The sequence below is a fragment of the Pseudomonas arcuscaelestis genome, from assembly GCF_016881005.1.
Classification (GTDB): domain Bacteria; phylum Pseudomonadota; class Gammaproteobacteria; order Pseudomonadales; family Pseudomonadaceae; genus Aquipseudomonas; species Aquipseudomonas arcuscaelestis.
In genome coordinates this window covers 286,667-312,817 of the sequence record NZ_JACOPV010000001.1, presented here as the reverse complement: position 1 = coordinate 312,817, position 26,151 = coordinate 286,667, and the positions used below count along the sequence as shown (strand labels likewise).

The following is a 26,151-nucleotide window of genomic DNA, read 5'->3' as shown; positions in this document are numbered from 1 at the left end:
ACATTTTAGAGGCGCGAGCAACCCTTGGGCAAATATACAGTAGAAAAACTTGTTGCCGCTGACCAGCCGGTCATTGGTCTGTAGCGCAAGGCCTGCGTGCTTGAGCGCTTTTCGTCGCCAAGGCGGACAGCAAAATAATGATCCAGAGCATTTTGGCGTGGCTGCCTGCTTGTGTATGCTCCGTGCACGTTTAGGGCTGACCATTACAAGAACACTGCCTATGACATCTGGTTCCAGCTCCGCTGGCGTGCCGCTGGGCACACGCGGGAGCATTCGCAAACAATTTGCTACGCAACTGGCGGTAGAGCGCACCCGTCTGCTCTATCAAGGCTCGCTGCTGCCCACTTTATTCATGTTGCTCAATGGACTTGTCTGCGCCTGGTTGCTCTGGAGCCCGGCGCGTTACCTGCAGGTCAGTGTCTGGGTAGTCTGGTTGATGGCGCTGGTAGCACTGAGAGTTATCCAAGTCGCAGCGTTTGACTCCGCGATGCCGGAACGCCAAGCCAAGCCGGCTTGGTGGCGAATGTTTTTATTCGGTTCGGCGTTCAGTGGTCTCACCCTGGCCAGCGCAGCGATTGCCCTGGTCCCTGTGGATAACTTTGTGCAGCAGGCCTGGGTGTTCGGCTTGCTCGGGGCGGCGACATTGTCCGCCAGCATCGCCTACGCAGTCAGCCTGCCAGCTTTTCTGAGCTTCACCTTGCCGTGCCTGCTGCCACCTATCGTCTTTTTATTCTGGAATGGCGATGAGCAACAACGTGGCTGGGGTTGGCTGGGCCTGATTTTACTCGGCGCCCTGTTGGTAGTTGCCTGGCAGGTCAATCGGCTGATAGAAGGCGGCCTGCTCAAGCGCTTCCAGAACCAGGCATTGATTGAACACCTGCAAGCTGCCCAGCGCCGCAGTGAGCGCCTGAACCAGGCGTTGGCTGGCGAAGTGGAGCAGCGGCGACAGATAGAAGAGCAACTGCGAGAGGCTCAGACGGGACTGGAGTCGAGGGTGGCTCAGCGTGGGCTGGAGTTGGACCAGGCCAATCATGCGCTAGGCAAGAGTGAGCAGCGTCTCGCATTGGCCTTGCAAGCCAGCGAGCTGGGCCTGTGGGACTGGAACCTGGACACTGATGAAATCCACCATACCCAGCTTCGCGAGCTATTCGGCCTTGAACAGGCTCAGGTACGCAGCGTACGCAATGACCTCAAACCTCGCCTGCACCCCGATGATCTTCCGGTTTTGCGACGCACACTGGTTGAACATCTGAAGGGTCGCACCGAGGATTATCGGGTCGAGTATCGCATACGCCATAGCCACGGACACTGGTGCTGGATCGAAGACCGGGGCAAGGCGGTGGAGCACGACGGCAACGGCAAGGTCCTACGCATGCTGGGTACGCGTCGCGACGTTTCTGCGAAGAAGGCTCAGGAAGAACAGCAACGCCTGGCAGCAACAGTATTCGAGGCGGCCAGCGAAGGCATTGCCATTCTTGGCCCGGATTTCGAATTGCTGGCGGTCAACCAGGCCTACTGCGAAGTCACCGGTTATTGTCGTGAAGAGTTGCTTGCGCGTAATGCCTTGGAGTTGCCCTGCAGCCGCGATGCAAGACGGCACAGCGCCGCTATCGAGCAAGCGTTGGATCAGCAGGGGCGCTGGCAAGGGGAACTCGTCGAAGCTCGCAAGAACGGAGAGCTGTATCCGCAATGGCTGCAATTGAACGGTGTACGCGACGCTCGCGGCAGCATCAGTAATATTGTGGGTTTCTTTACCGACCTATCGACCCGCCGTGAGTCGGAAGAGCGCCTGCGTTACTTGGCCCATTACGACGAACTGACAGGATTGGCTAACCGGGCACTGTTCCGCCTGCGCCTGCACGATGCCGGCCAGCGGGTTCGAATCAACGGCCGTAGCCTGGCGTTACTGCATATTGATCTGGATCGTTTCAAGTTGCTCAACGAAGGCCTCGGCCATGAGCTGGCAGATCAGTTGCTCAAGAAAATGGCGCGGCGTATCGCTAATGCAGTGCCCGAAGCCGATACCGTGGCGCGGTTGTCAGGTGATGAGTTTGCCGTGTTGTTCGACGGCTACAACAACCTTTCCAGCCTGGTCAGGGTGACGACACGGCTGCTCGACAAACTACGTGTACCGCAGCGTCTGGACGGCCACGAAGTAGTGATCAGTGCGTCTATAGGTATCAGTTTATTGCCGGACGCCACCTTCGACCTGGGTGCCCTGGTCAGCCAGGCGGATATGGCCAAGCAGCATGCCAAGCATCTGGGCGGCGACAGCTTTCAGTTCTACACCGAGAATCTTCGAGCCAGCACGCTTGAGCGGCTGCAGTTGGAGAATCAATTGCGAAAAGCCATTGAGGAGCGACAACTGCTGGTCTATTACCAGCCCAAGTTGTGCTTGCGCCAGGGGCGTTTACTTGCCGCTGAAGCGCTGGTGCGCTGGCAGCACCCGCAATGGGGCATGGTCCCGCCGAGTGAGTTTATCGGTCTGGCTGAAGAGACCGGCCTGATAGCACCCATTGGCGAATTCGTACTGCGCCAGGCTTGTTGGCAAGCCCGCGAATGGCAACGCCAGGGTTTGACGCCGATCCGGGTGTCGGTGAATCTGTCGGTGCACCAGTTGCGCCAGGGCAAGCTGGTCAGTCTGGTACGCCAAGTTCTGGAAGAGAGCGGCCTGGAGCCCCACCTGTTGGAACTGGAGCTGACCGAGAGTCAGTTGCTCGACAGCGTCGAACACATCATCACCACCTTCGAGCAATTGCATGAGCTCGGGGTAAAATTGGCCATCGATGATTTTGGCACCGGTTATTCGTCACTCAGCTATCTCAAGCGCTTTCCGGTGGACTACGTAAAGATCGACCAGGCCTTTATACGTGGCCTGCACGAAGGCAGTGAAGATGCGGCCATAACCCGGGCGATCATTGCAATGGCCAAGAGCCTGGAGCTGAAAGTGGTGGCCGAGGGCGTGGAGACGATGGAGCAGCTTACCCTGCTGCGTGAACAGGGGTGTGATGAGGTACAGGGTTACTTGATCAGTAAGCCTGTCGACGCTTGTGCCTTCAGCGACCTGCTAGGACGTAGCATGACTAGCTTCATGGAGTAGCAGGCCGTTCAGGAGTGAAGGCCTGCCGTTAAAAACATCAGTATGTGGTCGCGATGTCTTTGATGGTGTACAGCAATTTGCCCTCGTGAAACACATGTACCCAAGGGATGGTGTAGTCCACCCCAGGCATTTCGAAGGCTACCTGTTTCTCGGTAACTACCGCGAGGAATATGCCCTCTTCTTGCTCAAATTTAAGTTCCAGGTTGATCCCAGTAGATTTGTCCTGAATTTGCGCCATTGTCAGTACTGGGGTGAACGATGGGCTGTCTACGGTCACGGTGCCACGCACGCGAAAGCGTGGGCCTTCTGTGCTCGGCATCCGGTCATTCTGGGCATGCCAGTCTTTACTTTGGATGGTCATATCTTGAAGTCCTCAATGATGGGTTTGCAACGCGTGTTGCAGAACCATCATTGATCCAAAGTAGCTGGCAGATTCAGCAGGAAACCCTTCAGTCGTGCCACGCGCTGCTTCGGCGTGCCAACAGGCTATGAGCCTGGTCAGGCCCATTGGCGCCGGCAGGGTATGGTCGGGGAGCCTGGAAGTGTTCCTGCCAGCCGTTGAGGATCGGATCAATCCAAGTCCATGCCGCTTCAACCTCGTCACGGCGCATGAACAGGGTCGAGTCACCTGAGAGTACATCCAGCAGCAGGCGTTCGTAGGCATCCCATCGGCGGGTCTGGCCAAATACCTGGGCTAGGTTGAGGTTCAGCTCTACGGGTTCCAGGTGCATACCCTTGCCGGGCGTTTTAGTCATCATTTGCAAGCTGATGCGCTCATCCGGCTGCAATTGGATCAGCAACTGGTTGGCCTGGTCACCCTCGAACAAGCGATGGGGCACAGGCTTGAACTGGATGACGATTTGCGAGGAACGTTTCCCCATGCGTTTGCCGGTGCGCAGATAGAAAGGCACGCCAGCCCAGCGCCAGTTTTCAATATGTGCTTCAACGGCGACAAAGGTCTCTGTATCGCTGTCGTTGTCGACATCTTTCTCGAAATAGTACGCAGGAACCTCCTGTCCGCCGATCTTGCCCGCGCCGTACTGGCCACGCACGGTTTTGTCTTGCACGTCCTGGCCGCAGATCGGTTTCAGCGCCCGCAGGATTTTTACTTTTTCATCGCGCACAGCCTCGGCTTCGAACTGCGCGGGTGGTTCCATCGCGACCAGGCAAAGTAGTTGTAGCAAGTGGTTTTGCAGCATGTCGCGGGTGGCGCCGGCACGGTCGTAATAGGCGCCACGATTTTCCACGCCAAGGGTTTCACAGACGCTGATCTGAACGTGGTCGATTTGGCTGTTACGCCATACTGGCTCCAGCAGGGCGTTGGCAAAGCGCAGGGCCATTAGGTTCTGCACCGTTTCCTTGCCCAGGTAGTGGTCGATCCGGAATACCTGCGACTCATCGAAAACCGCGCCAATGGCTTGGTTGATCGCGGTGGCCGACTCCAGTGAGTGGCCGATGGGCTTTTCCAGAACGATGCGCGCCTCATTATCGGCCAGTCCTGCAACTTTCAGATGGTTGGCGATAGGCACGAAGAGATTGGGTGCAGTGGCGAGGTAATAGACGCGGGTCAGGCCGCCGGCCTCGCCTAGAAATCGCGCCAGGCGACCAAAGTCGGCGCTCTGTGCGGCATCCATGGAGAAATAGTCCAAGCGCGCACAAAAACGTGCCCACACATCCTCGTCAAAATCGTTTGGTGCAATCTGGGCCCGGCAACGGCGCTCGACCAGCTTTAGGTATTCACTGCGCGGCAGGTTGCGCCGCGCCAGGGCAATGATCCGTACGGCAATATGGAGACGGCCCTCGCGATACAGGTGATAGAGCGCAGGAAGCAGTTTATGCAAGGCCAGGTCACCGGTGCCGCCGAACACCATGATGTCGCACGGGATAGTCAATATCACTACTCTCACAGTTCGTTTAGCTGGGCGGGTCGCCGGTCATGTAGTATAACTACAAGAAAGCTACAACCCGGTCAGTCGATCATAACCGAGTCCTGCCCTTGAATCTGTTGCAACACATCGCCCAGTCGCGCCATCTGCTACGCAAATCGGAACTCAAGGTTGCCGATCACGTGCTGCTGGATCCAGCAGCCGTCATGCACAGCTCCATGGCCGATCTTGCCCACAGCGTTGGTATCAGCGAACCGACCATCGTACGTTTTTGTCGGGCCATCGGTTGCTCCGGGTTCCAGGATCTCAAGCTGAAGCTGGCGCAAAGCCTGGCGGCCGGCGCCAGTTTTGGCCAGTTTGCCATTCATGAAGACGACTCGGTCGCCGACTACAGCCTGAAGATCTTCGACACTACGCTGCACACCCTGATGGAGGTGCGTGAGCATCTCGATCCCCAGGCTCTGCAGCGGGCAGTGTCCGCCATGGCTCAGGCCCAGCGCGTCGAGTTCTACGGCTTTGGTGCTTCCGGTGCGGTCGCTGCGGACGCTCAGCACAAGTTTTTCCGCCTGCTGCTTACGGCGGCAGCATATTCCGACCCGCATATGCAGGCGATGTCGGCGGTCACGCTCAAGCCAGGCGATGTGGCTATCTGTATTTCCCAGTCGGGTCGCTCGAAGGACTTGCTGATCACGGCCAACCTGGTACGTGAGAGCGGGGCCACGTTGATCACGCTGTGCCCTAGCCAGACGCCTCTGGCTGAATTGTCGACGGTCAATCTGGCGATCGACGTGCACGAAGATACCGAAATCTATACCCCGCTGACGTCGCGTATTGCGCACTTGGTGGTGATCGATGTGCTGGCAATGGGCGTGGCCATGGCGCGTGGCCCAAGCTTGGTCAATCACCTCAAGAGCGTGAAACGCAGTTTGCGCAGCCTGCGCCTGTCGCCCAAGTCGATCAAGGCAATGGACGACTGATACGGATTTATCCAGACGCTACGGGTTCATCGATTTGTCATTGGCGCGCCGCCAAACCGTAATGCCACGAAGTCAGGCTAAAACTCCCGCACTCGATCAGGGAGATATGCAATGGCTCGTGAATTCGATGGCTATCAGCCCAACGCCAAGTCCCGCAAGCAGCAGGAGAAAGATCAGCGCCGCATGGAGTTTCGCCGCGCGATTGAAAGTTACTCCGAGCAGCGTCGCCTGCTCCAGGAAATTGCCGATTACCCTGAGTTGAAAGCCATTAGCGTGTGGCAGGTATCGGCGGCAGAGTCCCCGAAAAGCGCTCAACAAGCGCGCTGATTTGTGCACGTTCGCTGCGAATGAACGCTAGAAAGGCCAGGGCCACCGGTGATTGCCGCTTGGCCTTGGCCTGCACCACGCACCAACTGCGATAAAGCGGCAGCTCTTCAACGGGTAGCTCCCGTAGTACGCCGGTAGCCAACTCCAGGTTAAGCGCATGGCGAGTCAGCAGGGCAATGCCCAGGCCGGCAATTACGCACTCGCGCTGGGCATCGGTCGAAGCCACCTCCAGGGTTTGGGCAAAGTGCACGCGCTTTTCCTTGAAGTACTCCTCGCAGGCCTTGCGCGTTCCCGAGCCTTGCTCGCGAACCAGCAGTGTATGCGGCTCCAGATCCTGCAGGCGCAGGTTTTCCAGCTTGCACAGTGGGTGGTCAGGAGGGGCGACGGCGACGATCGGATTGTTGAGGAATGGCAGGAATTCGAGGCCCATGTCCTGCGGCACCATGGACATGATGATCAAGTCATCCCGGTTGTCCGAGAGGCGGCGGATAGCCTGGGCACGGTTGACCACGTTGAGGGTCAGGTTAACCTCAGGATGCATTCGTTTGAAGGCGGCAAACAAGTGCGGGACGAAGTACTTGGCGCTCGACTCCACCGCAAGCTTCAGTTGCCCTTGTAGTGAGCCCTGCATGTCGGAAAGCTGCATATCGAGGCTTTCGAGGCGGCCGAATATATCGCGGCTGGCGCGTTGAAGCGCTTCTGCTGCCTCGGTCAAATAGAGCTTTTTTCCGACGTACTCGAACAAGGGCTGCCCCACCAGTTCTTCGAGCTGGCGAATTTGTAGACTAACGGCGGGTTGCGTCAAATTCATCTCTGCGGCTGCGCGGCTGTACGAACGTAAATCACACACCTCATTGAAGATCTGCAATTGACGCAATGTCATACGCATCAATGACTTACGCATTTTTCCTGGTACTCCGGCAAAACCCTGTAACAGCACTATAAGCTTTTGCTAATGCATGCCCTAATAAATATTGATTTTTGTTTATCCAGAGACAGCGCTAAGTTAAAGATGCGACTGGCCAGCGACGACTGGTCACGCGCCGACCGGCACCGCCGGCTCGTTTGTTCTAGCGGCCTTGGGAATACTCCAGTGATAAAAAAAATCCTGATCGCCAACAGGGGTGAAATTGCAGTTCGGATCGTGCGTGCTTGCGCCGAGATGGGCATTCGCTCCGTGGCGATCTACTCCGACGCCGACCGTCATGCCTTGCACGTCAAACGTGCCGATGAGGCGCACAGCATTGGTGCTGAGCCCCTGGCTGGCTACTTGAACCCGCGCAAGCTGGTGAACCTGGCGGTGGAAACCGGTTGTGATGCATTGCATCCCGGTTATGGCTTTCTGTCGGAGAACGCTGAACTTGCGGACATCTGCGCTGAGCGTGGCATTAAGTTCATTGGCCCCGCCGCCGAAGTCATTCGCCGTATGGGCGACAAGACTGAAGCCCGCCGCAGCATGATCAAGGCTGGTGTCCCGGTGACGCCGGGTACCGAAGGTAACGTTGCTGACATCCATGAAGCACTTGAGGAGGGTGAGCGCATTGGTTACCCGGTCATGCTCAAGGCTACCTCGGGTGGTGGCGGTCGCGGTATTCGTCGCTGCAACAGCCGTGAAGAGCTGGAACAAGCATTCCCACGAGTGATTTCCGAGGCGACCAAGGCCTTTGGTTCGGCAGAAGTCTTCCTGGAAAAATGCATCGTCAACCCCAAGCATATTGAAGCCCAGATTCTCGGCGACAGCTTTGGCAACGTTGTGCACCTGTTCGAGCGTGATTGTTCGATTCAACGTCGCAACCAGAAGCTGATCGAAATCGCCCCGAGCCCGCAACTGACCCCGGAGCAGCGCGCCTATATCGGCGACCTGTCGGTGCGCGCAGCCAAGGCCGTGGGATATGAGAACGCTGGCACCGTGGAGTTTCTGCTCGCCGAAGGCGAAGTGTACTTCATGGAAATGAACACCCGGGTGCAGGTGGAACACACCATCACCGAAGAAATCACCGGTATCGACATCGTCCGCGAGCAGATTCGTATTGCCTCGGGCCTGCCTCTTTCGGTCAAGCAGGAAGATATTCAGCACCGCGGCTTTGCTCTGCAGTTTCGGATCAATGCTGAAGACCCAAAGAACAATTTCCTCCCCAGCTTCGGCAAGATCACGCGTTATTACGCTCCCGGTGGCCCCGGCGTACGTACAGATACGGCGATCTATACCGGCTATACCATTCCACCGTTTTACGACTCCATGTGCCTGAAACTTGTGGTTTGGGCATTGACCTGGGAAGAAGCCATGGACCGCGGCCTGCGCGCCCTGGATGACATGCGCGTGCAAGGGGTGAAGACCACTGCCGCCTATTACCAGGAAATCCTGCGTAATCCGGAGTTCCGCAGCGGTCAGTTCAATACCAGCTTTGTAGAAAGCCATCCGGAACTGACCAACTACTCGATCAAGCGCAAACCCGAAGAGCTGGCCCTGGCCATCGCTGCCGCCATTGCCGCCCACGCAGGCCTGTGAGGAAACCCATAATGTCCAAGAAGATCTTTGTAACAGACACAATCCTGCGCGACGCCCACCAGTCCCTGCTGGCAACTCGCATGCGTACCGATGACATGCTGCCGATCTGCGACAAGCTCGACAAAGTCGGCTACTGGTCGCTGGAAGTCTGGGGTGGGGCGACCTTCGACGCCTGTGTACGTTTCCTCAAGGAAGATCCGTGGGAACGCCTGCGCAAGCTGCGCGCTGCGCTGCCTAACACTCGCCTGCAGATGCTGCTGCGTGGCCAGAACCTGCTTGGCTACCGTCACTACAGTGATGACGTGGTCAAAGCCTTCGTGGCTAAAGCCGCTGTCAACGGTATCGATGTGTTCCGTATCTTCGATGCCATGAACGACGTGCGTAACCTGCGCGTGGCCATTGAAGCGGTCAAGGCTGCCGGTAAGCACGCCCAGGGCACCATCGCCTACACCACTAGCCCTGTGCACACCATCGACGCCTTTGTCGCCCAGGCCAAACAGATGGAAGCGATGGGTTGCGATTCGGTCGCGATCAAGGACATGGCGGGTCTGCTGACCCCTTACGCCACGGGCGAGCTGGTCAAGGCTTTGAAAGCCGAACAGTCACTGCCAGTGTTCATTCACTCCCACGACACCGCTGGCCTGGCTGCCATGTGCCAGCTCAAAGCTATCGAGAACGGTGCCGATCATATCGACACGGCCATCTCTAGCTTTGCCTGGGGCACCAGCCATCCAGGTACCGAGTCGATGGTGGCCGCCCTCAAGGGTAGCGAGTTCGACACCGGCCTGGACTTGGAGCTACTGCAGGAAATCGGCCTGTACTTCTATGCCGTGCGCAAGAAGTACCACCAGTTCGAAAGCGAGTTCACCTCTGTCGACACCCGTGTTCAAGTAAACCAGGTTCCAGGCGGAATGATTTCCAACCTGGCCAACCAGCTCAAGGAGCAGGGCGCTCTCAACCGCATGAGCGAAGTGCTGGCTGAAATCCCGCGCGTGCGTGAAGACCTGGGTTTCCCACCGCTGGTTACGCCAACCTCGCAGATTGTTGGTACCCAAGCGTTCTTCAACGTGTTGGCGGGCGAACGCTACAAGACCATCACCAACGAGGTGAAGCTGTACCTGCAAGGCGGCTACGGCAAGGCGCCAGGAGTGGTCGATGAGAATCTGCGTCGCCAGGCCATTGGCAGCGAAGACGTTATCGATGTGCGTCCGGCAGACCTGCTCAAGCCGGAAATGACCAAGCTGCGTGCCGATATCGGCAACCTGGCCAAGTCCGAGGAAGACGTGCTGACTTTTGCCATGTTCCCGGATATCGGGCGCAAGTTCCTCGAAGAGCGCGAAGCCGGCACCCTGACTCCAGAAGTGCTGCTGCCAATTCCTGAAGCGGGTGCAGTGGCATCGGCCAGTGGCGAAGGCGTGCCAACCGAGTTCGTTATCGACGTTCACGGTGAGACCTACCGCGTAGACATCACCGGTGTTGGCGTCAAGGCCGAAGGCAAGCGTCACTTCTACCTGTCCATCGACGGCATGCCGGAAGAAGTGGTGTTCGAACCGCTCAATGAATTCGTTGGCGGCGGGAGCAGCAAGCGTAAGCAGGCCAGCGCACCGGGTCATGTCAGCACCACCATGCCGGGCAACATCGTCGATGTGCTGGTCAAGGAGGGTGACATGGTCAAGGCTGGTCAGCCGGTACTGATTACCGAAGCGATGAAGATGGAGACTGAAGTCCAGGCGGCCATCGCCGGCAAGGTTACTGCCATTCACGTGGCCAAGGGCGACCGCGTGAACCCGGGCGAAATCCTGATCGAGATCGAAGGCTGATTTACACGCCTTCATCTACAAGCGGTTAACCTCTGGGGAGCATTTGCTCCCCTTTTTTTACCTAGCTCTGCGATAGCAGCGAGCACAGCCCGCTGCAAAGTTTATACGCCAACGCTAGCGGGCACTCCGGCAGGCTTGCAGTGTGAGCAGCTGGCCTGTTGGTCGCTGGTTGTCTTCCCCTAGCCAGCGCTCAAAGCCTGCCGCAATCGCAGGCCATTCATCGTCGGTAATCGAGAACCAAGCTGTGTCGCGGTTACGATCCTTGATCACCATGTGCTTGCGAAACACGCCTTCGAAACTGAAACCGAAGCGTTCGGCAGCTTTTTTGGAACGGGCGTTGTCGTTATTGCACTTCCACTCCAGGCGGCGGTTGCCCAATTCGAACCCCAACTTACCCAACAGGTATACGGCCTCTGTGCCTTTGGATGAGCGTTGCATGGCTGCGCCAAAGGCAATATGGCCGATCTCGATGCGGCCTTGCTCGGGCACGATGGACATCAAACTGAGGATCCCCTGAGTCTGGCCGCTGGCCAGATCAACAACGCTGAAAAACAGCGGATCGCTGCTGGCTGCATTGCTATCAAGCCAATGGTCGAAGTCTTCTCGTTCAGTAAAGGGACCATAGGCAAGGTAGTCCCAGAGCGTAGGGTCCGATTCTGGCCCCTGGAACACCTGCCAAAGGTCTTCACGATCGCGCCGGGGATCGAGTTTCTCCAGGCGAATGAAGCGACCTACCAGGGTTTTGGCTTGCGGACGTTTGGCCGGGTGCCAGTTCAACGATGCACTCATGTGAAGGCTCCAGGTTTACAACGGTTTACGAAACTGGATAAACCCAGGTCGCTCGGCAACCTGTTCGTAGAGACTGATCGCGGTAGCGTTGGTCTCGTGGGTTAGCCAATGAACCTTGGCGCAGCCAGCCTCGCGGGCTGTGGCGTAGACGAACTCGATCAACTGACGACCAATGCCGAGGCCACGTTGCTCACTTTGTACATACAGATCCTGCAGGTAGCATGAGTTCTCGATGCTCCAGTTTGATCGATGATAGATCCAGTGAACCATGCCTACTGCCTTGCCATCGACCCAGGCCAGCGCGGCGTTGGTGGGCTCACCTGGATCAAGCATGCGCTCCCAGGCCACTGCCGTCACCTCGTCGGCAAGGCGGGTTTCGTAGAAGCTCAGGTAAGCCTGCCAGAGTGGCAGCCAGACATTATGGTCGTCAGCAGTGACCGGGCGAATAATTACGGTAGGCATAGCAGGTTCCCTCAAGGTTGGCGCATCAGTGCGGCCAGTTGGTTGTCCATGGGATCAGGGCTGTTAGCCAGGGCCGAGCGAACGCCTTCGATATCGACGGCTGAGCGGTTCTGACTGAGTTTTCGTGTGCCTTGCAGGCGATCGATAGGCAGGGCAAAGCCGACAATGGCCTTGAGCATCCCGGCCATGTAGTCGCTGGGTGCTTCGTCTACCGACCAGGGTTTGGCCTGTCGCTGTTCATGGTGGTCACTCAGGCGGCGGACGATATCGAGCAAGCGTTCGGCATCGTGAAACACCTCGGCCTTGCCCCAGGCATGTACGGCCTGGTAGTTCCAGGTGGGTACAGTGCGGGGATCTTCAAGCTTGCTTGGATAATAGCCAGCGCTGACGTAGGCGTCAGGACCGGCAAAAACCACCAGTGCCTCGGCGCCGTCGGCTAACTCCTGCCATTGGCGATTGGCGCGGGAAAAGTGGCCGTAGAGGGTACCGTTGCGGCCCTCGCTACGGTCCAGCAAAAGCGGTAGGTGACTGGCTTGCAAACCCTGCTCGCCGTGGGTTACCAGAACCGCCAGGCGTGTCTGTTCGATCTGCTGCTGCAGTTGGGAAAGGTCGGTTTCCTGGTAGCTTGAAGGTGTGAACATGAGGATTGTCCTTGGCGAATGGCTCAATCCTAGGCAGGCTATTGGACTATGTTAAGAGCCATTTCCAGCTAATTTTATAGGTCCATTTCGATGAGCGTGCGCCCTTTCGCCTTGCCGTTCGACCCCACGGGTATTGTTCTTGATCGCCGCCAAGGCCTGAGTCGTCAGCTATATCAAGAGCTGCGCGCACGTGTGCTGGATGGCCGACTGAGCAGCGGCACGCGTCTACCGGCGACTAGAGACATGGCCGCTGCCATGGGGTTGTCGCGTAACAGTGTGGTGCGCGCTTACGATCAGTTGTATGCCGAGGGCTTCATCGAAAGCCGCGTGGGTGACGGCACTTACGTCAGTCAGCTTCCAAAATTATCCACAAAAATATCCACAGGGTTATCCCTGGGTTTTTCCACAGCTTTATCCACAAACTCATCGGAAAATACTGAGATTTTATCCAGTAAAGTTATCCACAATGGTCCGCTCGTGCGTCTGGAGCAGCATCATTTACCGGCGCCAAAAAGTGGTCCGCCACGCGCTTTTCGCGTCGGTTTGCCGGCGCTCGACCTGTTTCCTTTTGACGTCTGGGCCAAGCTGCAGGCGGAATTTTGGCGCAACCCGGATCCGACTGCCTTGGGGTACGGCGACCCGGCAGGTGAAACCCAACTCCGTGTCTTGATTGCGGCCTATTTACGTCAATCGCGTGGGCTTTTCTGTACGGCTGATCAAATTGTGATCACCAGTGGTGCGCAGCAAGCAATCAGCCTTTGTGCACAGTTGCTACTGGAGCCAGGGGATGTGGTGGCTGTGGAAAACCCTGGGTACCGTGCTGCTGGTAACGCCTTCGCTCTGACGGGAGCGCAGGTGCATGGCATTGCGGTGGACAATGAGGGGCTGGACTGTGCTGCGCTTAATGCCCTGGCGCAGTGTCGCTTGAGCTATGTGACGCCATCGCATCAGTACCCCACTGGTGTCACGATGAGCTTGGCCCGGCGTCTGGAGCTGCTGGAATGGGCGCAGCGCAAGGATGGCTGGATCATCGAGGACGACTACGACGGCGAATATCGTTACAGCGGCGCGCCTCTGGCACCGTTGGCGGCGCTGGATCGCAGCGGGCGTGTATTGTATGTCGGTACGTTTGGCAAAATTGCTTTTCCTGCATTACGACTGGGCTATCTGGTGCTGCCGCAACAGTTGGTGCAGGCTTTTTCTCGCTGTCGAGCGCTGGCTGTCAGGCATTCGGAAGTGGGTACCCAGGCTGTCATGGCGAAATTCATGGCCCAGGGGCATTTTCTACGACATATTCGCCGAGTGCGGCGGGCCGCCCTGAGTCGGCGAAATGCGCTTCAGGTGGGTTGGCCTGTGGATATGCCGGGAGTCGGTCCCATGCCCGAAGTAGCGGCAGGGCTGCACCTGAAAATCGATGTCGACAGCTACGCGCGGGAGCAGGCGTTGATCGCTCAGGCCGAAGCGGTTGGCGTTGAGCTCAATGCCTTGAGTGACTACTGGCTGCCGGACTCGGCCACGCCTGTGGATGAACGCGCAGGATTGGTGCTGGGTTTTGCCGCAGTGGACGAAGCGCACATTGCTGATGCACTCGTACGTCTGCGGCGTGCGTGGGGCGGCTAAATGCGCCGCTGCCGTGCGGTTAAGCGCGTTCGAATCCTTCCAGGACGTTAACGGCGTTTATACCGATTTCTTCGACGGCATAGCCACCTTCCATGACAAACAAGGTCGGCTTGCCAAGACGAGCGATGCGCTCGCCCATCTGCAGGTAGTCCGGGCTGTCGAGCTTGAACTGGGAAATGGGATCGTCCTTGAATGTATCGACACCCAGCGACACTACAACCACATCTGGCGCATAGGCGGCGATGCGTTCACAGGCCTGTTCCAGCGCGTTGCTCCAAGTGACCCAGCCACTGCCTGCCGGTAGCGGGTAATTGACGTTGTAACCCAGGCCATCGCCTTCGCCTTCCTCGTCGGCGTAACCAAGGAAGAATGGAAACTCGGCTTGGGGATCGCCGTGAATCGAGGCAAAGAGTACGTCGTTGCGCTGGTAGAAGATTTCCTGGGTGCCGTTGCCGTGGTGGTAGTCGACGTCAAGGATGGCAACTTTGCTGTGGCCTTGGTCAAGAAAGGCCTGGGCAGCAATGGCTGCATTGTTCAGATAGCAGTAGCCGCCCATTACATCGCTAGCCGCGTGGTGTCCTGGTGGACGGCATAGGGCAAAGGCGCTGCGTGCACCGGCTTGGACTGCCGCTTGGGCGGTGAGCGCAACCTGCGCGGCACTGTAGGCTGCCTTCCAGGTACCAGCAGTGATGGGAGCTCCAGCGTCGAAGCTGTAATAGCCCAATTCACCATGCAGGCCCTTGGGTTTGATGTTGCGCAAGGTTCGGGCTGGCCAGGTAAAGGGCAGCAGGTCACCCTCGTGACCGAGGGCGGACCAGCGTTGCCAGGCACCCTCGAAGAAATTCAGGTAATCGGCGCTGTGTACGCGTAGCAGCGGGGCGCGACCATAGTCTGTTGGGCCTTGTATCGGTCCCAATTCACGGGCCTTGGCCCGCTCAAGTACATGATCTGCGCGTGAAGGCATTTCAAAGCAGGGCATCAGTTGCCCATCGATCAACTCGCAGCGGCCGTGATGAAGGCGATGGTCGTCAGAATAAATTGTCAGCATTTATTGTTCTCCGGAGTCTCTGGCGTGGGCCCATTGTTGATGGACCGGTTCCGGTTCTGAACGGCGAAAACGGCCAAAAGGGGATCGATATGGCCAGCCTGGCAGTCCGCTTTTCACCGCTAGGTGCGGAAGTGGCTAGGCGCTACGCCGCTCCAGCGCAGAAACGCGTGACGAAAGCTCGCCGTTTCGCTGAAGCCCAGCACTTCTGCGATTTTATAGATCGGCAGTTGGTCTTCGGCCAGCAGTTGCTTGGCGCGTTCGAATCGCAACTCATCGAGCAATTGCTGGTAGCTGCTGCCCAGCTCCTGCAGATGCCGTCGCAGGGTGCGCGATGAACAATTCATCTGCTTTGCCAGACCCTCCAGCCCAGGTGCGGCATTCAACTGATCGAGAAGAAGCTGGCGGATACGCCCCAGCCAGGCCTGACGACCGGTGAATTCAAGGTTCTGTCGCCGGCAACGCTCGCTCATGGCGCGGTGGGTTATCTGGTCTGCCAATGGCAGCGGCATGTCCAGCCAGCGTCGTTCAAAGGCAAAAGCATTGTCGCCAGCGCCGAAATGCAGTGGACAGTTGAAAGTTTCAGCGTACAGCGGTTGGTAATCGGGACTGACATGGTTGAAGCGGGAGGCTATCAACGGCAGTGTCTGCCCGAGTAAGTCATCGCAAATCACTTTCAGCGAGGTCAGGCAAAACTCGGCGTTGAATGCAGCAAGGCAAGGGTCCGCACGATAATTGCTGGCGCTGAACCAGATGCGTTCACCGTCTTCGATCAGGCGGAGCTGAAAAAGTGTTCCCAACAACGCCGGGTATTGCATTGCCAGACGCAAAGCGTCACCTAAGGTGGCACTGGAGAGCAGGGCGTAACCGAGCATGCCGTAGCAGGAAACGTGCATGCGTCGGCCCAATTCCAAACCCACGTCACGGCGCCGTGCCACGGCATTGGCACACACCAGCATCTCCTGGCGTGTGGTGATGCGTGAATCGGCGCGGCCCAGGTCTGCCGGGCTGATACCGCTACCTTCGAGCAGCGCAGAAGCCTCGATGCCGTCGTCCTTGAAGGCTTGAATAACCAACGACACGGCATTGAGCGTTGTGAGGTGTGAGTGGAGCATGTTGGGGCTTCCTGCTGAAGGGCTACCAGCAAACGAGCAATATGCGTGCCTTGCCGGTATCAGCGCAGCTCTCCACACAGGTCCAGTTCGATCAAGCGCCGTATTTCTGCTGGCGGCAAACCAGCACCGAGTAGGAGTTGCAGCTTGCCGAAAGCCGCTTCTCGGGTCATTCCACCGCCCGATACCACGCCAACCCGACGCAGGCGACTGCCCGCTTCATATACATCCAGTTCGACGCCACCCTCATGGCATTGGGTAATTGCTACCACCACTACGCCCAGGGACTGGGCGCGAGCCAGCGCATCGAGAAACTCGGCGTCGTCAGCCGGACCGGTACCGCTCCCGAAACACTCCAGGATCAGCGCCTGCGCACCGCTGTCGAGCGCCGCTTGCAACAAAGAAGCTCCGAACCCGGGCACCAGCGGCAATACGGCGACAGTGGCAGGCTGCCTCGCTTGCCGATAGTCCAGCGCTACAGGCAATGACTGCGCCTTAGGTGCGCCGCCGGAGCGCTTGAGCGTGACGAAGGGATGCCGACCAAAGCTGCGCACCTTGGCGGTTCGGTGGGGTTGGAGCAGTTCGCCATGAAAGTACAATTGCACGCCCGCGACTGCGCCTTGAGCCAGCACTTGCAGGGCCCCGTCGAGGTTTTCCCAGGCATCACTGTCGGCTGTACCTGCGGGCAGCATCGAACCTGTGAACAGTACGGGCGCTGGCAGGCCAATGAGTTGGAAGCTCAGGGCCGCCGCGCTGTAGGCGAGGGTGTCGGTACCGTGCAGTACCAGTACAGCATCGCAGTGTTGTAGCTCGATGGCGTCGATGATCGCTACACGCAAGCGCTGCCAGTAATGGGGCGTCATATTGGCACTGTCGATCAGCGGCTGCATTTCGCGAAACTGCCATGGCGCTATATCGGCACGCCCGGCGAGGTGCTCGCGCATACGTTGTTCGAGTCCAGATGCCGGAACCAGACCATTGGCACTGGCCTGCATGCCAATGGTGCCTCCGGTGTAAAGCACCATGATTTTGCGTGCGGGATATGCAGTAGCCATTGCGCTGTCTCCGAGGCCGGCCAAGGTTTAGCCGACCACAGTACGCCATCATCAGTCTGGCTGTCAGCGGGCATAAAAAAAGGGCCCGGGGAGTGATCCCTGGGCCCTCAAAAGGTGAGAGGTGTCTAGTCCCTCGACCTGGTGAGCGGTGTTACAGCATCGGTTACGCTTTGAGCGGAACCAGACGTGGAGCAATCATGTTTTCCGGACGCAGGATGTCGTTGAGCATTTCTTCATCCAGCAGGCCTTCCTCGCGAACCAGTTCCAGCACGCCACGGCCACTTTCCAGGGCAATGGCAGCGATACGGGTGGCGTTCTCGTAGCCGATGTACGGGTTCAAGGCGGTGACCAGGCCGATCGAGTGTTCGACCAATTCACGGCAACGTTGTTCGTTGGCGGTGATGCCGACAATGCAGTGCTCACGCAGCATGTCCATGGCGCGTTGCAGCAGGCGGATCGAGTCGAAGATCTTGTAGGCGATCAGAGGCTCCATGACGTTCAACTGCAGTTGACCACCTTCGGCGGCAACGGTCAGGGCAAGGTCGTTACCCATGATGGCAAAGGCCACCTGGTTGACCGCTTCCGGGATTACCGGGTTGACCTTGCCTGGCATGATCGAGCTGCCTGGCTGACGCGCTGGCAGGTTGATCTCGTTGATGCCGGTACGTGGGCCGCTGGAGAGCAGACGCAGGTCGTTGCAGATCTTCGACAGCTTGACCGCGGTACGTTTGAGCATGCCGGAGAACAGGACGAAGGCACCCATGTCCGAGGTAGCTTCAATCAGGTCGGCGGCAGGTACCAGCGGCTGACCGCTGATGGTTGCCAGGCGCTGTACGGCCAGGGACTGGTAGCCAGGGTCAGCGTTGATGCCGGTGCCGATGGCGGTACCGCCCAGGTTGATTTCGGTCAGCAGTTCTGGCGCCAGGGAGCGCAGGCGGTTCAGGTCTTCGGTCATGGTGGTGGCGAAGGCGCGGAATTCCTGGCCCAGGGTCATCGGCACAGCGTCCTGCAGTTGGGTACGGCCCATCTTCAGTACGTGGTCGAATTCCTGGCCCTTGGCGGCGAAAGCCTGGATCAGGCTGTCGAGGCTGGCCAGCAGTGCGTCGTGACCCAGCAGCAGACCCAGACGGATCGCAGTCGGGTAGGCGTCGTTGGTGGACTGCGCCATGTTCACGTCGTTGTTCGGGTGCAGATACTTGTACTCGCCCTTCTGGTGACCCATGGCCTCCAGCGCAATGTTGGCGATTACTTCGTTGGCGTTCATGTTGGTAGAAGTACCAGCACCGCCTTGAATCATGTCGACCACAAACTGCTCGTGGTAGTCACCGCGGATCAGGCGGGCACAGGCCTCGCTGATGGCAGCGTGCTTGGCATCGCTCAGGTGACCCAGCTCACGGTTGGCGTCGGCAGCGGCCTGTTTGACCATGGCCAGGGCAACAACCAGTTTAGGGTAGTGCGACAGCGGAACACCGGAGAGGTGGAAGTTGTTGGCAGCGCGCAGGGTCTGGATGCCGTAGTAAGCATCAGCAGGGACTTCAAGGGTGCCAAGCAGGTCTTTCTCAACGCGGAACGATGCAGCAGCGGACATGATAGATATCATCTCGAATTTGACCCGGCACATGCCGGAATGGCGCTAATGCTAGGCCGGGGGGGATTTTGCGGCCAATGCTGTTGCACGCTAACCTATGCACAAACGGCATAATGGTTGATGTGACGCCAACCGACATTCGAGCGTGTGCCATTTTGGTGCGCGTCTGGAGAGATAGATGAACCTCGAAAGTAAATGGCTGGAAGATTTCAGCGCCCTGGCGGCGACCCGCAGCTTTTCCCAGGCCGCTGAGCGCCGCTTTGTGACCCAGCCGGCCTTCAGTCGACGCATACGCAGTCTGGAGGCCGCGTTAGGGTTACAGTTGGTGAATCGTTCCCGCACACCCATCGAGTTGACAGCAGCGGGCCAACTGTTCCTTGTGACTGCGCGCACCGTTGTCGACCAATTGGGCGAAGTTCTGCGTCACTTGCATCATTTGGAAGGTGGCCAGGGAGAGGTTATCCAGATTGCGGCGGCGCACTCGTTGGCGTCCGGCTTTTTCCCGCGTTGGGTTGCGCAACTGCGTAACGACGGGCTGAACATCGCCACACGTCTGGTAGCGACTAACGTCGGCGATGCGGTGCATGCGTTGCGTGAAGGTGGCTGTGACTTGATGCTGGCGTTCTATGATCCGGACGCCGCGCTGCAGATGGATGCCGAGATTTTCCCATCGCTACACATGGGTACTACCGAGATGTTGCCGGTGTGTGCTTTGGATGCCGATGGCAAGCCGTTGTTCGATTTGGAAGGAGAGGGCAGCGTACCGCTGTTGGCCTACAGTGCGGGGGCTTTTCTGGGGCGCTCGGTCAACCTGCTGCTACGCCAGCGCAATCTGCGCTACACAACGGTCTATGAAACGGCCATGGCCGATAGTTTGAAGAGCATGGCACTAGAAGGGATGGGCGTTGCCTGGGTGCCGCGACTGTCCATGCGCGGTGAGTTGGAGCGCGGCGAGCTGGCCATTTGCGGTGCTAGCCAATGGCATGTGCCTTTGGAGATCCGACTTTACCGTTGTGCGTTGGTGCGAAAGGCCAACGTGCGCCTGTTGTGGCGAAAACTTGAGTCCACAGGCGTGCACGCTGGTCAGAGTGAGTGATTTCTCACTGATTTAAAACAAAATCCAGGTGGCGGGCTATACGGGTACGATTCTCGTCGCTGTACCGATAGCAATTTGAACGTAGTGGCATACGCTCGGGATAGACATAGGTCTCGCAAACCCACGGGTTGAAACGCAACTCAGCTGCCTCGTGCGTGGCCTTCATCAGATGCCCCAATTCATGCGCCAACGCCGTGTAGGTGACGAGCGATGCGATAGCGTAAGGCCAGGTTGGACTGGCCAAGCCAGCGACCGCTCTGCTCGATCCGTCGTCTTTACCAAAATCATTTTTTGTCAGCAGCACGGACATTTCTGAATAGGAAGCCGGAACGGCGTGTCTGAATGTCGCCAATGTCTCTGTCGGTGCAATCTGCTGATAGGGAATATCGGTTACGCCTGCAATATTGCGCTGGAAAATCACCTCGATGGAGTGGTTGGTAACCTTGCGCATCTCATCGAGCCAAGGTTGTACATAATCTTTACGTAGTTGGTCGTTGCTGGTGTCGGCCAATTCGTCATGGGGATATAGCTTTACCACTAGCGACGAGGCTGCCATGGCTTGGCCTAGATGCGTGCAGGCGAATAAAGCGAACGTCATTGCGCAGCATTTGAAGAGATTCATCGAGCGCCCTCCTTGGGACTTGATTTGGCACCTGATGATGTTTTGGAACCGGCGCAAGCAGCATTCGGAAAAATACCCAGCAATAAACCCAGCCTTTGATCTGTCGGGCAGTGCCAAGGGGTGGGCGTGTGTATACGCCATGGGCTATAATCCCGCGCCTTCGGCCACACCGGTCGATTCAGAATCCGAATGACAAGCCACGCCGGTCCACCTGCGTGGCTTGTTGCTTTTAGCGCGCCGCACGGCGCTTGCAGGAGAGGCTCGACGATGAGTGCACTGGTTGGCGTGATCATGGGCTCCAAGTCCGATTGGTCCACCCTTAGCCACACCGCCGATATGCTGGAAAAACTCGGCATTCCCTACGAGGTCAAGGTGGTTTCCGCCCACCGCACCCCGGATTTGTTGTTCCAGTATGCTGAAGAGGCCGAAGGCCGTGGCATCGAGGTGATCATCGCCGGAGCGGGGGGCGCTGCCCACCTGCCAGGCATGTGCGCCGCCAAGACCCATCTGCCTGTCCTGGGTGTGCCGGTACAGTCGTCGATGCTCTCCGGAGTCGACTCGCTGTTGTCGATCGTACAGATGCCAGCCGGTATTCCGGTCGCCACCTTGGCTATCGGCAAAGCTGGCGCCATCAACGCTGCGCTGCTCTCGGCGAGCATTCTGGGCGCCAAGCACCCGCAGTTCCACACGGTGTTGAAGCAGTTCCGCGCTGAGCAGACAGACAGCGTTCTGGATAATCCAGATCCGCGTCAGGCTTGAGGTCCAACCCATGAAAATCGGTGTAATCGGTGGCGGCCAACTGGGTCGTATGCTGGCTTTGGCGGGAACTCCGCTGGGCATGAACTTCGCCTTCCTTGACCCCGCCCCGGATGCATGTGCAGCCCCCTTGGGCGAACACCTGCGCGCCGATTACGGTGACCAGGACCATCTGCGTCAGTTGGCCGACGAAGTCGACCTGGTAACCTTCGAGTTCGAAAGCGTACCGGCTGAAACCGTTGCCTTCCTCTCGCAATTCGTGCCGGTCTATCCGAGTGCAGAATCGTTGCGGATCGCACGTGATCGCTGGTTCGAAAAAAGCATGTTCAAGGACCTGGGCATTCCGACCCCGGCGTTTGCCGATATCCAGTCGCAAGCCGATCTGGACGCTGCAGTCGCCACTATTGGCCTGCCTGCCGTGCTCAAGACCCGTACCCTGGGTTATGACGGCAAGGGTCAGAAGGTGCTGCGCACTGCCGAGGATGTCGTAGGTACTTTTGCAGAACTCGGTAGCGTGCCTTGCCTGCTGGAAGGCTTCGTTGCGTTCAGCGGCGAAGTTTCACTGATTGCCGTGCGTGCTCGCGATGGTGAGACCCGTTTCTATCCGTTGGTGCACAACACCCACGAGAACGGCATCCTGCGTCTGTCGGTGGCCAGTGAAGACCATTTGCTTCAGACGCTGGCCGAAGATTACGCGGGCCGTGTGCTCAAGCAACTCGACTACGTCGGTGTGCTGGCATTCGAGTTCTTCGAAGTCGATGGCGGCCTGAAAGCCAACGAGATCGCTCCGCGCGTGCACAATTCGGGGCACTGGACCATCGAAGGCGCCGAGTGCAGCCAGTTCGAGAATCACCTGCGCGCCGTTGCCGGTCTGCCGCTGGGGTCGACCGCCAAGGTCGGCGAAAGCGCCATGCTCAACTTCATTGGCGAAGTTCCAGCAGTGGACAAGGTGGTTGCCATCGACGAATGCCATCTGCATCACTACGGCAAGGCCTTCAAGGTCGGCCGCAAGGTGGGTCACGCCACCCTGCGTTGTGATGACATGGCGGCCCTGGAGCTAAAAATCCAGCAGGTCGAAGCCCTGATTCAGGGTTAATTGGAACCTTCCCCCACCGCTATCCCTCTGATGGCAGGATGCCAAAGCGCTGACTAGGCTTTGGCATGCGCCATTTCATTCAGAGGGATTGCCATGGGTATCATCGGAACCATCTTCATCGGCCTGATCGTCGGATTGCTGGCACGCTTCATCAAGCCTGGCGACGACAGCATGGGCTGGATCATGACCATTCTCCTGGGCATTGCCGGTTCGCTTGCTGCGACCTACGGCGGCCAGGCGCTAGGTATTTACCAGGCTGGCGAAGGCGCGGGCTTCCTGGGTGCGCTGGTGGGTGCGGTCGTTCTTCTGGTGATCTACGGTATGGTCAAAAAGAACTGACAGCAGGCTAGAATGCTCGGCAATTTTCGTTGCCGAGCATTTTTCATGCGCCGTGTATTGCTGCTTTCACTGTTGCTCATCAGCAGCCTCGCTCGTGCTGAGCTGGCGGAAACCGACTGGCTGGAATTGATGCCCGAATCGGATCAGAAAGCCCTAGAGCTGATGCCAGAAATTGATCACAACTCCCCCGAGGCCATGGGCACTTTCACTGCCAAGGGCGGCCTTAAGCAGAGCAAGGGCTTGCCTGCGGTGATGTATTCAAGCAAGACCGTGCCCGCAATGAATGGCAAACAGATCCGTCTGGGTGGTTACCCCGTGCCGCTGGAATCCGATGCCAAGGGCAACAGCACGCTGTTTTTCCTCGTGCCTTACCCAGGTGCCTGCATCCACGTGCCGCCGCCACCACCGAACCAACTGGTGCTGGTTCGGTACCCCAAGGGCCTGAAGATCGACGATATCTACACGCCGCTGTGGGTCAACGGCACGCTGAAAGTGGAGAAGGTCACCAACGACTTGGCAGACGCAGCATATGCAATAGATGCTGCCAAGGTGAAAGTAGTCGAAGAAAGCGATCTCTGATCTTCCTGAACGTTGCTTGGCGCTGACAGTCCGATATTCAAGGAGTGTCATGGAGCGTCATATCTCATGAAAGGACTCATTGTGCTGATGGCCTGTGTGGGCCTGATTTCGCCGCTGACTTCAGCAGCACAAGCGCCGCTGCGAATCACGCAAATGCAACGTTGCGGCAACGTGCTGGCGAGTGATGAGCAACAGTGGTGCTTGCAGGTAAGCGGGCTGGGAAATCAGCGTCCCACCGTCTGGCTCGGCGATAAGGCTTTGGCGCCTGAAGCCGTGCAGCTCAAGGATGAGTCTGTGCAGCTACGCGTGAGCAAGTGCGATCACGTAAGCGCTTCTTTGTGGCTGGAATTGGCGGGCCGACGCAGCAACCCCGTATGGTTGTCGGTGAGCAATAGCCACGTAGTGGCGGCGCGGCCAGACGAAGTTGCCAGGAATATGGATGGTCTGGTTACTTACGTAAATCTGGTCAGCCTACTGATTGAGGAGCAGCACGACGGATTGGTCGAGGCGCAACGTCTGGCGGAAAAATATGGCGCCAAGGTCGTAGGCGCCATCCCTGCGCTCAATACCTACCAATTGCGTATACCCGCACATGACCTTATCCAGCGCGATGCCTTGTTATTGCGCATGGGCAGCGAAGTCAGCGTTGATGCTGTCATCATCGAAGAATCGGCCCCGGAGCGTGGTGAAGAGACGGCCGCCGACAACACCCGTCCATCTGCGGGGGGAAATGAATGGACCGCCAATCGGTTCATGGATGCGGTTTACTACTACCGTAAACGTATTCCCGCTGTGGAGGCGCCAATCAAGGTGCAGCAAGTGCGAGTGGGCATTATCGAGCGTGATGTGGATTTCGATTCGCCAGATTTCGCTGCGTATCGGGGTGGCTGCAAGGCAGGTGCTGGGAAGATGTGCGTGTTTGCCCGTGATTCGAGCAAACCGGATAACCACGGCTCCAGTGTTGCTGGCATCATTGCGGCGGGTTGGCAGGCCGGAGGTAATCGCGGGTTCCTGTCGGGGTTGGACGCTGCCAGCCCTGGCTTCGAGGTGATCGTTGAGCGTAGTTCTGATGCGGGTATAACCGCCAATATTGCCGCTTCGGTGAATCTGGTCGAGGACGGGGTACGGGTACTTAACTGGAGTTGGGGAGTACATCGTATCGGAACCAGGAGCATCGAGGGAGACGAAGTCGAGTCACTGGTACGCTCCGGGCTGGCCATAAGTGGTTACGAAGAACTTCTCGAAGAATTTTTCCTGTGGCTGCGAGCCGAGCACCCGGACGTCATTGTGGTCAATTCGGCGGGTAACGGTTCATCCAGGTCCGGTGACGATGAGTATCGCCTACCGTCTTCATTCGTGACCGATCAGCTTCTGGTGGTGGGTGCTCATCAGCGCAGCGGGCAGGACGTGAGGCGAGATGACCCGGATTACGTGATCAAGCGCGGCAGTTCAAATATCGGAAAGCGCGTTGATATTAGCGCTGCAGCCTGTGCTCATGCCTCTACTGCAGAAGTAGGCAAGCCCGGCGCGTTGCATTGCGGCACCTCGTTCGCCACACCTTTGGTGACGGCAGTTGTGGCAGCGATGCTGTCCATCGATCCGGCACTCACCCCGCAACAAGTACGCATGCTATTACGACGTAGCGCAATGACTCTGGGGCCGCGGCAAGACTTCGAGGCCATGGACGGCGAAGATCTCACCGCGCCCATTTTACCGTCCGAACGTAACAGCCAGCTGGACCATGCTGACCTGGGCCGCTCGGCGCGACTGGACATGCAAAAGGCGCTGGAGCTGACCATACAAGGCAGCGGTAGAGTGCGCTGAGGTTATTGTCCTAGAGCGGTTCGCTGCTGATGCACAGGCTCAGGGAATGGGTTGCGCCCGGTGCTAGTGTCACAATGTCGTCCCATACATTGGCGGTCTCGATACACAGCATGCGTTGCCAGCCATCGTTGGCCATATCAGCTAATTCCACAGCGCGGGCAGTCCATGGGTTCCAGATCACCGCCGAGCGCGAACCGCTGCTGGTCAAACGAATACGCCGGTTCCAGGCTGGATCGACAATGTGCAACTGCTCAGGGCTCTGCAAATAGATGCGGTCGGTTTCACTGGCAAAAACCAGCGCGCCTTGTTGCGTGCGTTGTTGCCAATCGGCCAGGGTTTCGATGTAGTTCAGGCCCTCAACGCCTTCGACTTGTACCTGGCGCACATCACTGACGGCGAAGTAGCTATGCAGTGCCTGGCTGAGGGTGACAGGAGCATTGTCGAGGTTATAGCTTGAGAGGGTGACTGTCAGCTGTTCGCCCATGACGATGGTCAACTTGAGCTCGACGTTGTGCGGCCAGTCGCGAAGATTGCCCTGAGTGTCTGGCAGAGTGAATTCGACACGTACACTTTCGCCACTGCTGTCGATGCCGAGCAGTTGCCAATCGCGACCACGTACCAAACCATGGGCAGGCCCCTCCTCGGCGCGATACATGGCTTGCACCGCAGTGGGATTGCGCTTGAGGTTGCCAAACCACGGCCAGCACACCGGCACCCCGGCACGCACGGACTTGCCCTGTTTGAAAATGGCTTGTTCGCTGAGCCACAGCAACGGCGGCTCCCCGAGCCGCTGATAGCTCAGAACCTGCGCGCCTTGCTGGGCGATTAGCAGTTCGGCATGGCTGCTGGTGATACGCCAGCAGTTAAGCTCGCCATGCTGTTCGGATTCGACCTTGGGTGTGGACATG

Annotated in this window: 24 protein-coding genes; 12 read left to right on the top strand and 12 right to left on the bottom strand. The window is 58.1% G+C overall.

The window, feature by feature from the left end; translation table 11 throughout:
• Nucleotides 1–220 precede the first annotated feature (220 nt).
• Entirely contained in the window at nt 221–3,100 is a 2,880-nt protein-coding gene (locus H8F21_RS01435) for a putative bifunctional diguanylate cyclase/phosphodiesterase (protein WP_236042834.1), read from the top strand.
• Between the two features lie 37 nt (nt 3,101–3,137).
• Here the strand turns inward: H8F21_RS01435 and H8F21_RS01430 are convergent, their stop codons facing one another.
• Nucleotides 3,138–3,461, bottom strand: a complete 324-nt coding sequence (locus H8F21_RS01430; protein ID WP_203477310.1) for a hypothetical protein — start codon at nt 3,459–3,461, stop codon at nt 3,138–3,140.
• A gap of 88 nt (nt 3,462–3,549) precedes the next feature.
• Nucleotides 3,550–4,992 carry a glucose-6-phosphate dehydrogenase gene (zwf, locus tag H8F21_RS01425; RefSeq protein WP_203477314.1) on the bottom strand — a complete coding sequence of 481 codons (1,443 nt, stop codon included), beginning with the start codon at nt 4,990–4,992 and terminating at the stop codon, nt 3,550–3,552.
• 104 nt (nt 4,993–5,096) lie between these two features.
• Between zwf and hexR the strand changes: the two genes are divergently transcribed.
• Nucleotides 5,097–5,963, top strand: coding sequence for a transcriptional regulator HexR (gene hexR, locus H8F21_RS01420; protein WP_038616018.1), 867 nt, complete (start codon nt 5,097–5,099; stop codon nt 5,961–5,963).
• Between the two features lie 111 nt (nt 5,964–6,074).
• The gene (locus H8F21_RS01415; protein WP_203477317.1) at nt 6,075–6,290 is read left to right on the top strand and encodes a PA3496 family putative envelope integrity protein; all 216 of its coding nucleotides are present in this window, start codon (nt 6,075–6,077) and stop codon (nt 6,288–6,290) included.
• On the opposite strand, the gene H8F21_RS01410 is transcribed toward H8F21_RS01415, so the two are convergent.
• Entirely contained in the window at nt 6,232–7,194 is a 963-nt protein-coding gene (locus H8F21_RS01410) for a LysR family transcriptional regulator (protein WP_328824218.1), read from the bottom strand. The two genes, H8F21_RS01415 and H8F21_RS01410, sit on opposite strands and share 59 nt — an antisense overlap.
• Before the next feature lie 189 nt (nt 7,195–7,383).
• On the opposite strand from H8F21_RS01410, the gene H8F21_RS01405 reads away from it, so the two are divergent.
• Both H8F21_RS01405 and oadA read left to right on the top strand, forming a co-directional pair.
• On the top strand, nt 7,384–8,799 hold the full coding sequence (locus tag H8F21_RS01405; protein WP_203477320.1) for an acetyl-CoA carboxylase biotin carboxylase subunit: 1,416 nt from the start codon (nt 7,384–7,386) through the stop codon (nt 8,797–8,799).
• Between the two features lie 11 nt (nt 8,800–8,810).
• Nucleotides 8,811–10,619 carry a sodium-extruding oxaloacetate decarboxylase subunit alpha gene (oadA, locus tag H8F21_RS01400; RefSeq protein ID WP_203477322.1) on the top strand — a complete coding sequence of 603 codons (1,809 nt, stop codon included), beginning with the start codon at nt 8,811–8,813 and terminating at the stop codon, nt 10,617–10,619.
• A gap of 114 nt (nt 10,620–10,733) precedes the next feature.
• Here oadA and H8F21_RS01395 read toward each other — a convergent pair whose 3' ends face one another.
• Genes H8F21_RS01395 through H8F21_RS01385 form a run of 3 tightly spaced genes read right to left on the bottom strand, consistent with a single transcriptional unit; the run spans nt 10,734 to nt 12,511 of the window.
• On the bottom strand, nt 10,734–11,408 hold the full coding sequence (locus tag H8F21_RS01395; RefSeq protein WP_203477324.1) for a GNAT family N-acetyltransferase: 675 nt from the start codon (nt 11,406–11,408) through the stop codon (nt 10,734–10,736).
• A gap of 15 nt (nt 11,409–11,423) precedes the next feature.
• Nucleotides 11,424–11,870 (bottom strand): GNAT family N-acetyltransferase, encoded by a 447-nt coding sequence (locus H8F21_RS01390; protein WP_203477326.1) that lies wholly within the window; start codon nt 11,868–11,870, stop codon nt 11,424–11,426.
• An 11-nt stretch (nt 11,871–11,881) separates the two neighbouring features.
• Nucleotides 11,882–12,511, bottom strand: coding sequence for an FMN-binding negative transcriptional regulator (locus H8F21_RS01385; RefSeq protein ID WP_203477328.1), 630 nt, complete (start codon nt 12,509–12,511; stop codon nt 11,882–11,884).
• A gap of 90 nt (nt 12,512–12,601) precedes the next feature.
• Here H8F21_RS01385 and pdxR point away from each other — a divergent pair, with 90 nt between their 5' ends.
• Nucleotides 12,602–14,131, top strand: coding sequence for a MocR-like pyridoxine biosynthesis transcription factor PdxR (pdxR, locus tag H8F21_RS01380; protein ID WP_203477330.1), 1,530 nt, complete (start codon nt 12,602–12,604; stop codon nt 14,129–14,131).
• Nucleotides 14,132–14,150: 19 nt separating this feature from the next.
• Here the strand turns inward: pdxR and H8F21_RS01375 are convergent, their stop codons facing one another.
• From H8F21_RS01375 to aspA, 4 genes are all read right to left on the bottom strand, one after another.
• Nucleotides 14,151–15,179 carry a histone deacetylase family protein gene (locus tag H8F21_RS01375; protein WP_203477332.1) on the bottom strand — a complete coding sequence of 343 codons (1,029 nt, stop codon included), beginning with the start codon at nt 15,177–15,179 and terminating at the stop codon, nt 14,151–14,153.
• Between the two features lie 119 nt (nt 15,180–15,298).
• Nucleotides 15,299–16,291 (bottom strand): AraC family transcriptional regulator, encoded by a 993-nt coding sequence (locus H8F21_RS01370; protein ID WP_203477334.1) that lies wholly within the window; start codon nt 16,289–16,291, stop codon nt 15,299–15,301.
• Between the two features lie 59 nt (nt 16,292–16,350).
• A complete protein-coding gene (locus H8F21_RS01365; RefSeq protein ID WP_203477337.1) occupies nt 16,351–17,343 on the bottom strand; it encodes an asparaginase in 993 nt (330 codons plus the stop codon).
• 163 nt (nt 17,344–17,506) lie between these two features.
• Nucleotides 17,507–18,931 (bottom strand): aspartate ammonia-lyase, encoded by a 1,425-nt coding sequence (gene aspA / locus H8F21_RS01360; RefSeq protein ID WP_136478786.1) that lies wholly within the window; start codon nt 18,929–18,931, stop codon nt 17,507–17,509.
• Between the two features lie 178 nt (nt 18,932–19,109).
• Between aspA and H8F21_RS01355 the strand changes: the two genes are divergently transcribed.
• Nucleotides 19,110–20,027 (top strand): LysR substrate-binding domain-containing protein, encoded by a 918-nt coding sequence (locus tag H8F21_RS01355; protein ID WP_203477348.1) that lies wholly within the window; start codon nt 19,110–19,112, stop codon nt 20,025–20,027.
• Between the two features lie 4 nt (nt 20,028–20,031).
• Here H8F21_RS01355 and H8F21_RS01350 read toward each other — a convergent pair whose 3' ends face one another.
• Nucleotides 20,032–20,649, bottom strand: a complete 618-nt coding sequence (locus H8F21_RS01350; RefSeq protein WP_236042833.1) for a zinc metalloprotease — start codon at nt 20,647–20,649, stop codon at nt 20,032–20,034.
• Nucleotides 20,650–20,916: 267 nt separating this feature from the next.
• Here H8F21_RS01350 and purE point away from each other — a divergent pair, with 267 nt between their 5' ends.
• From purE to H8F21_RS01325, 5 genes are all read left to right on the top strand, one after another.
• Complete coding sequence (gene purE, locus H8F21_RS01345; RefSeq protein WP_009402441.1) at nt 20,917–21,408, top strand: 5-(carboxyamino)imidazole ribonucleotide mutase; 492 nt, start codon at nt 20,917–20,919, stop codon at nt 21,406–21,408.
• Nucleotides 21,409–21,418: 10 nt separating this feature from the next.
• Nucleotides 21,419–22,501 (top strand): 5-(carboxyamino)imidazole ribonucleotide synthase, encoded by a 1,083-nt coding sequence (locus tag H8F21_RS01340; RefSeq protein ID WP_203477351.1) that lies wholly within the window; start codon nt 21,419–21,421, stop codon nt 22,499–22,501.
• A gap of 93 nt (nt 22,502–22,594) precedes the next feature.
• Nucleotides 22,595–22,840: a GlsB/YeaQ/YmgE family stress response membrane protein gene (locus H8F21_RS01335; RefSeq protein WP_028942497.1), complete on the top strand. Its 246-nt coding sequence runs from the start codon at nt 22,595–22,597 to the stop codon at nt 22,838–22,840.
• 45 nt (nt 22,841–22,885) lie between these two features.
• Nucleotides 22,886–23,419, top strand: a complete 534-nt coding sequence (locus H8F21_RS01330) for a DUF3299 domain-containing protein (RefSeq protein WP_203477355.1) — start codon at nt 22,886–22,888, stop codon at nt 23,417–23,419.
• A gap of 66 nt (nt 23,420–23,485) precedes the next feature.
• Entirely contained in the window at nt 23,486–25,243 is a 1,758-nt protein-coding gene (locus tag H8F21_RS01325; protein WP_203477358.1) for a S8/S53 family peptidase, read from the top strand.
• Between the two features lie 10 nt (nt 25,244–25,253).
• On the opposite strand, the gene H8F21_RS01320 is transcribed toward H8F21_RS01325, so the two are convergent.
• Complete coding sequence (locus H8F21_RS01320; protein ID WP_203477362.1) at nt 25,254–26,150, bottom strand: D-hexose-6-phosphate mutarotase; 897 nt, start codon at nt 26,148–26,150, stop codon at nt 25,254–25,256.
• Nucleotide 26,151 lies beyond the last annotated feature (1 nt).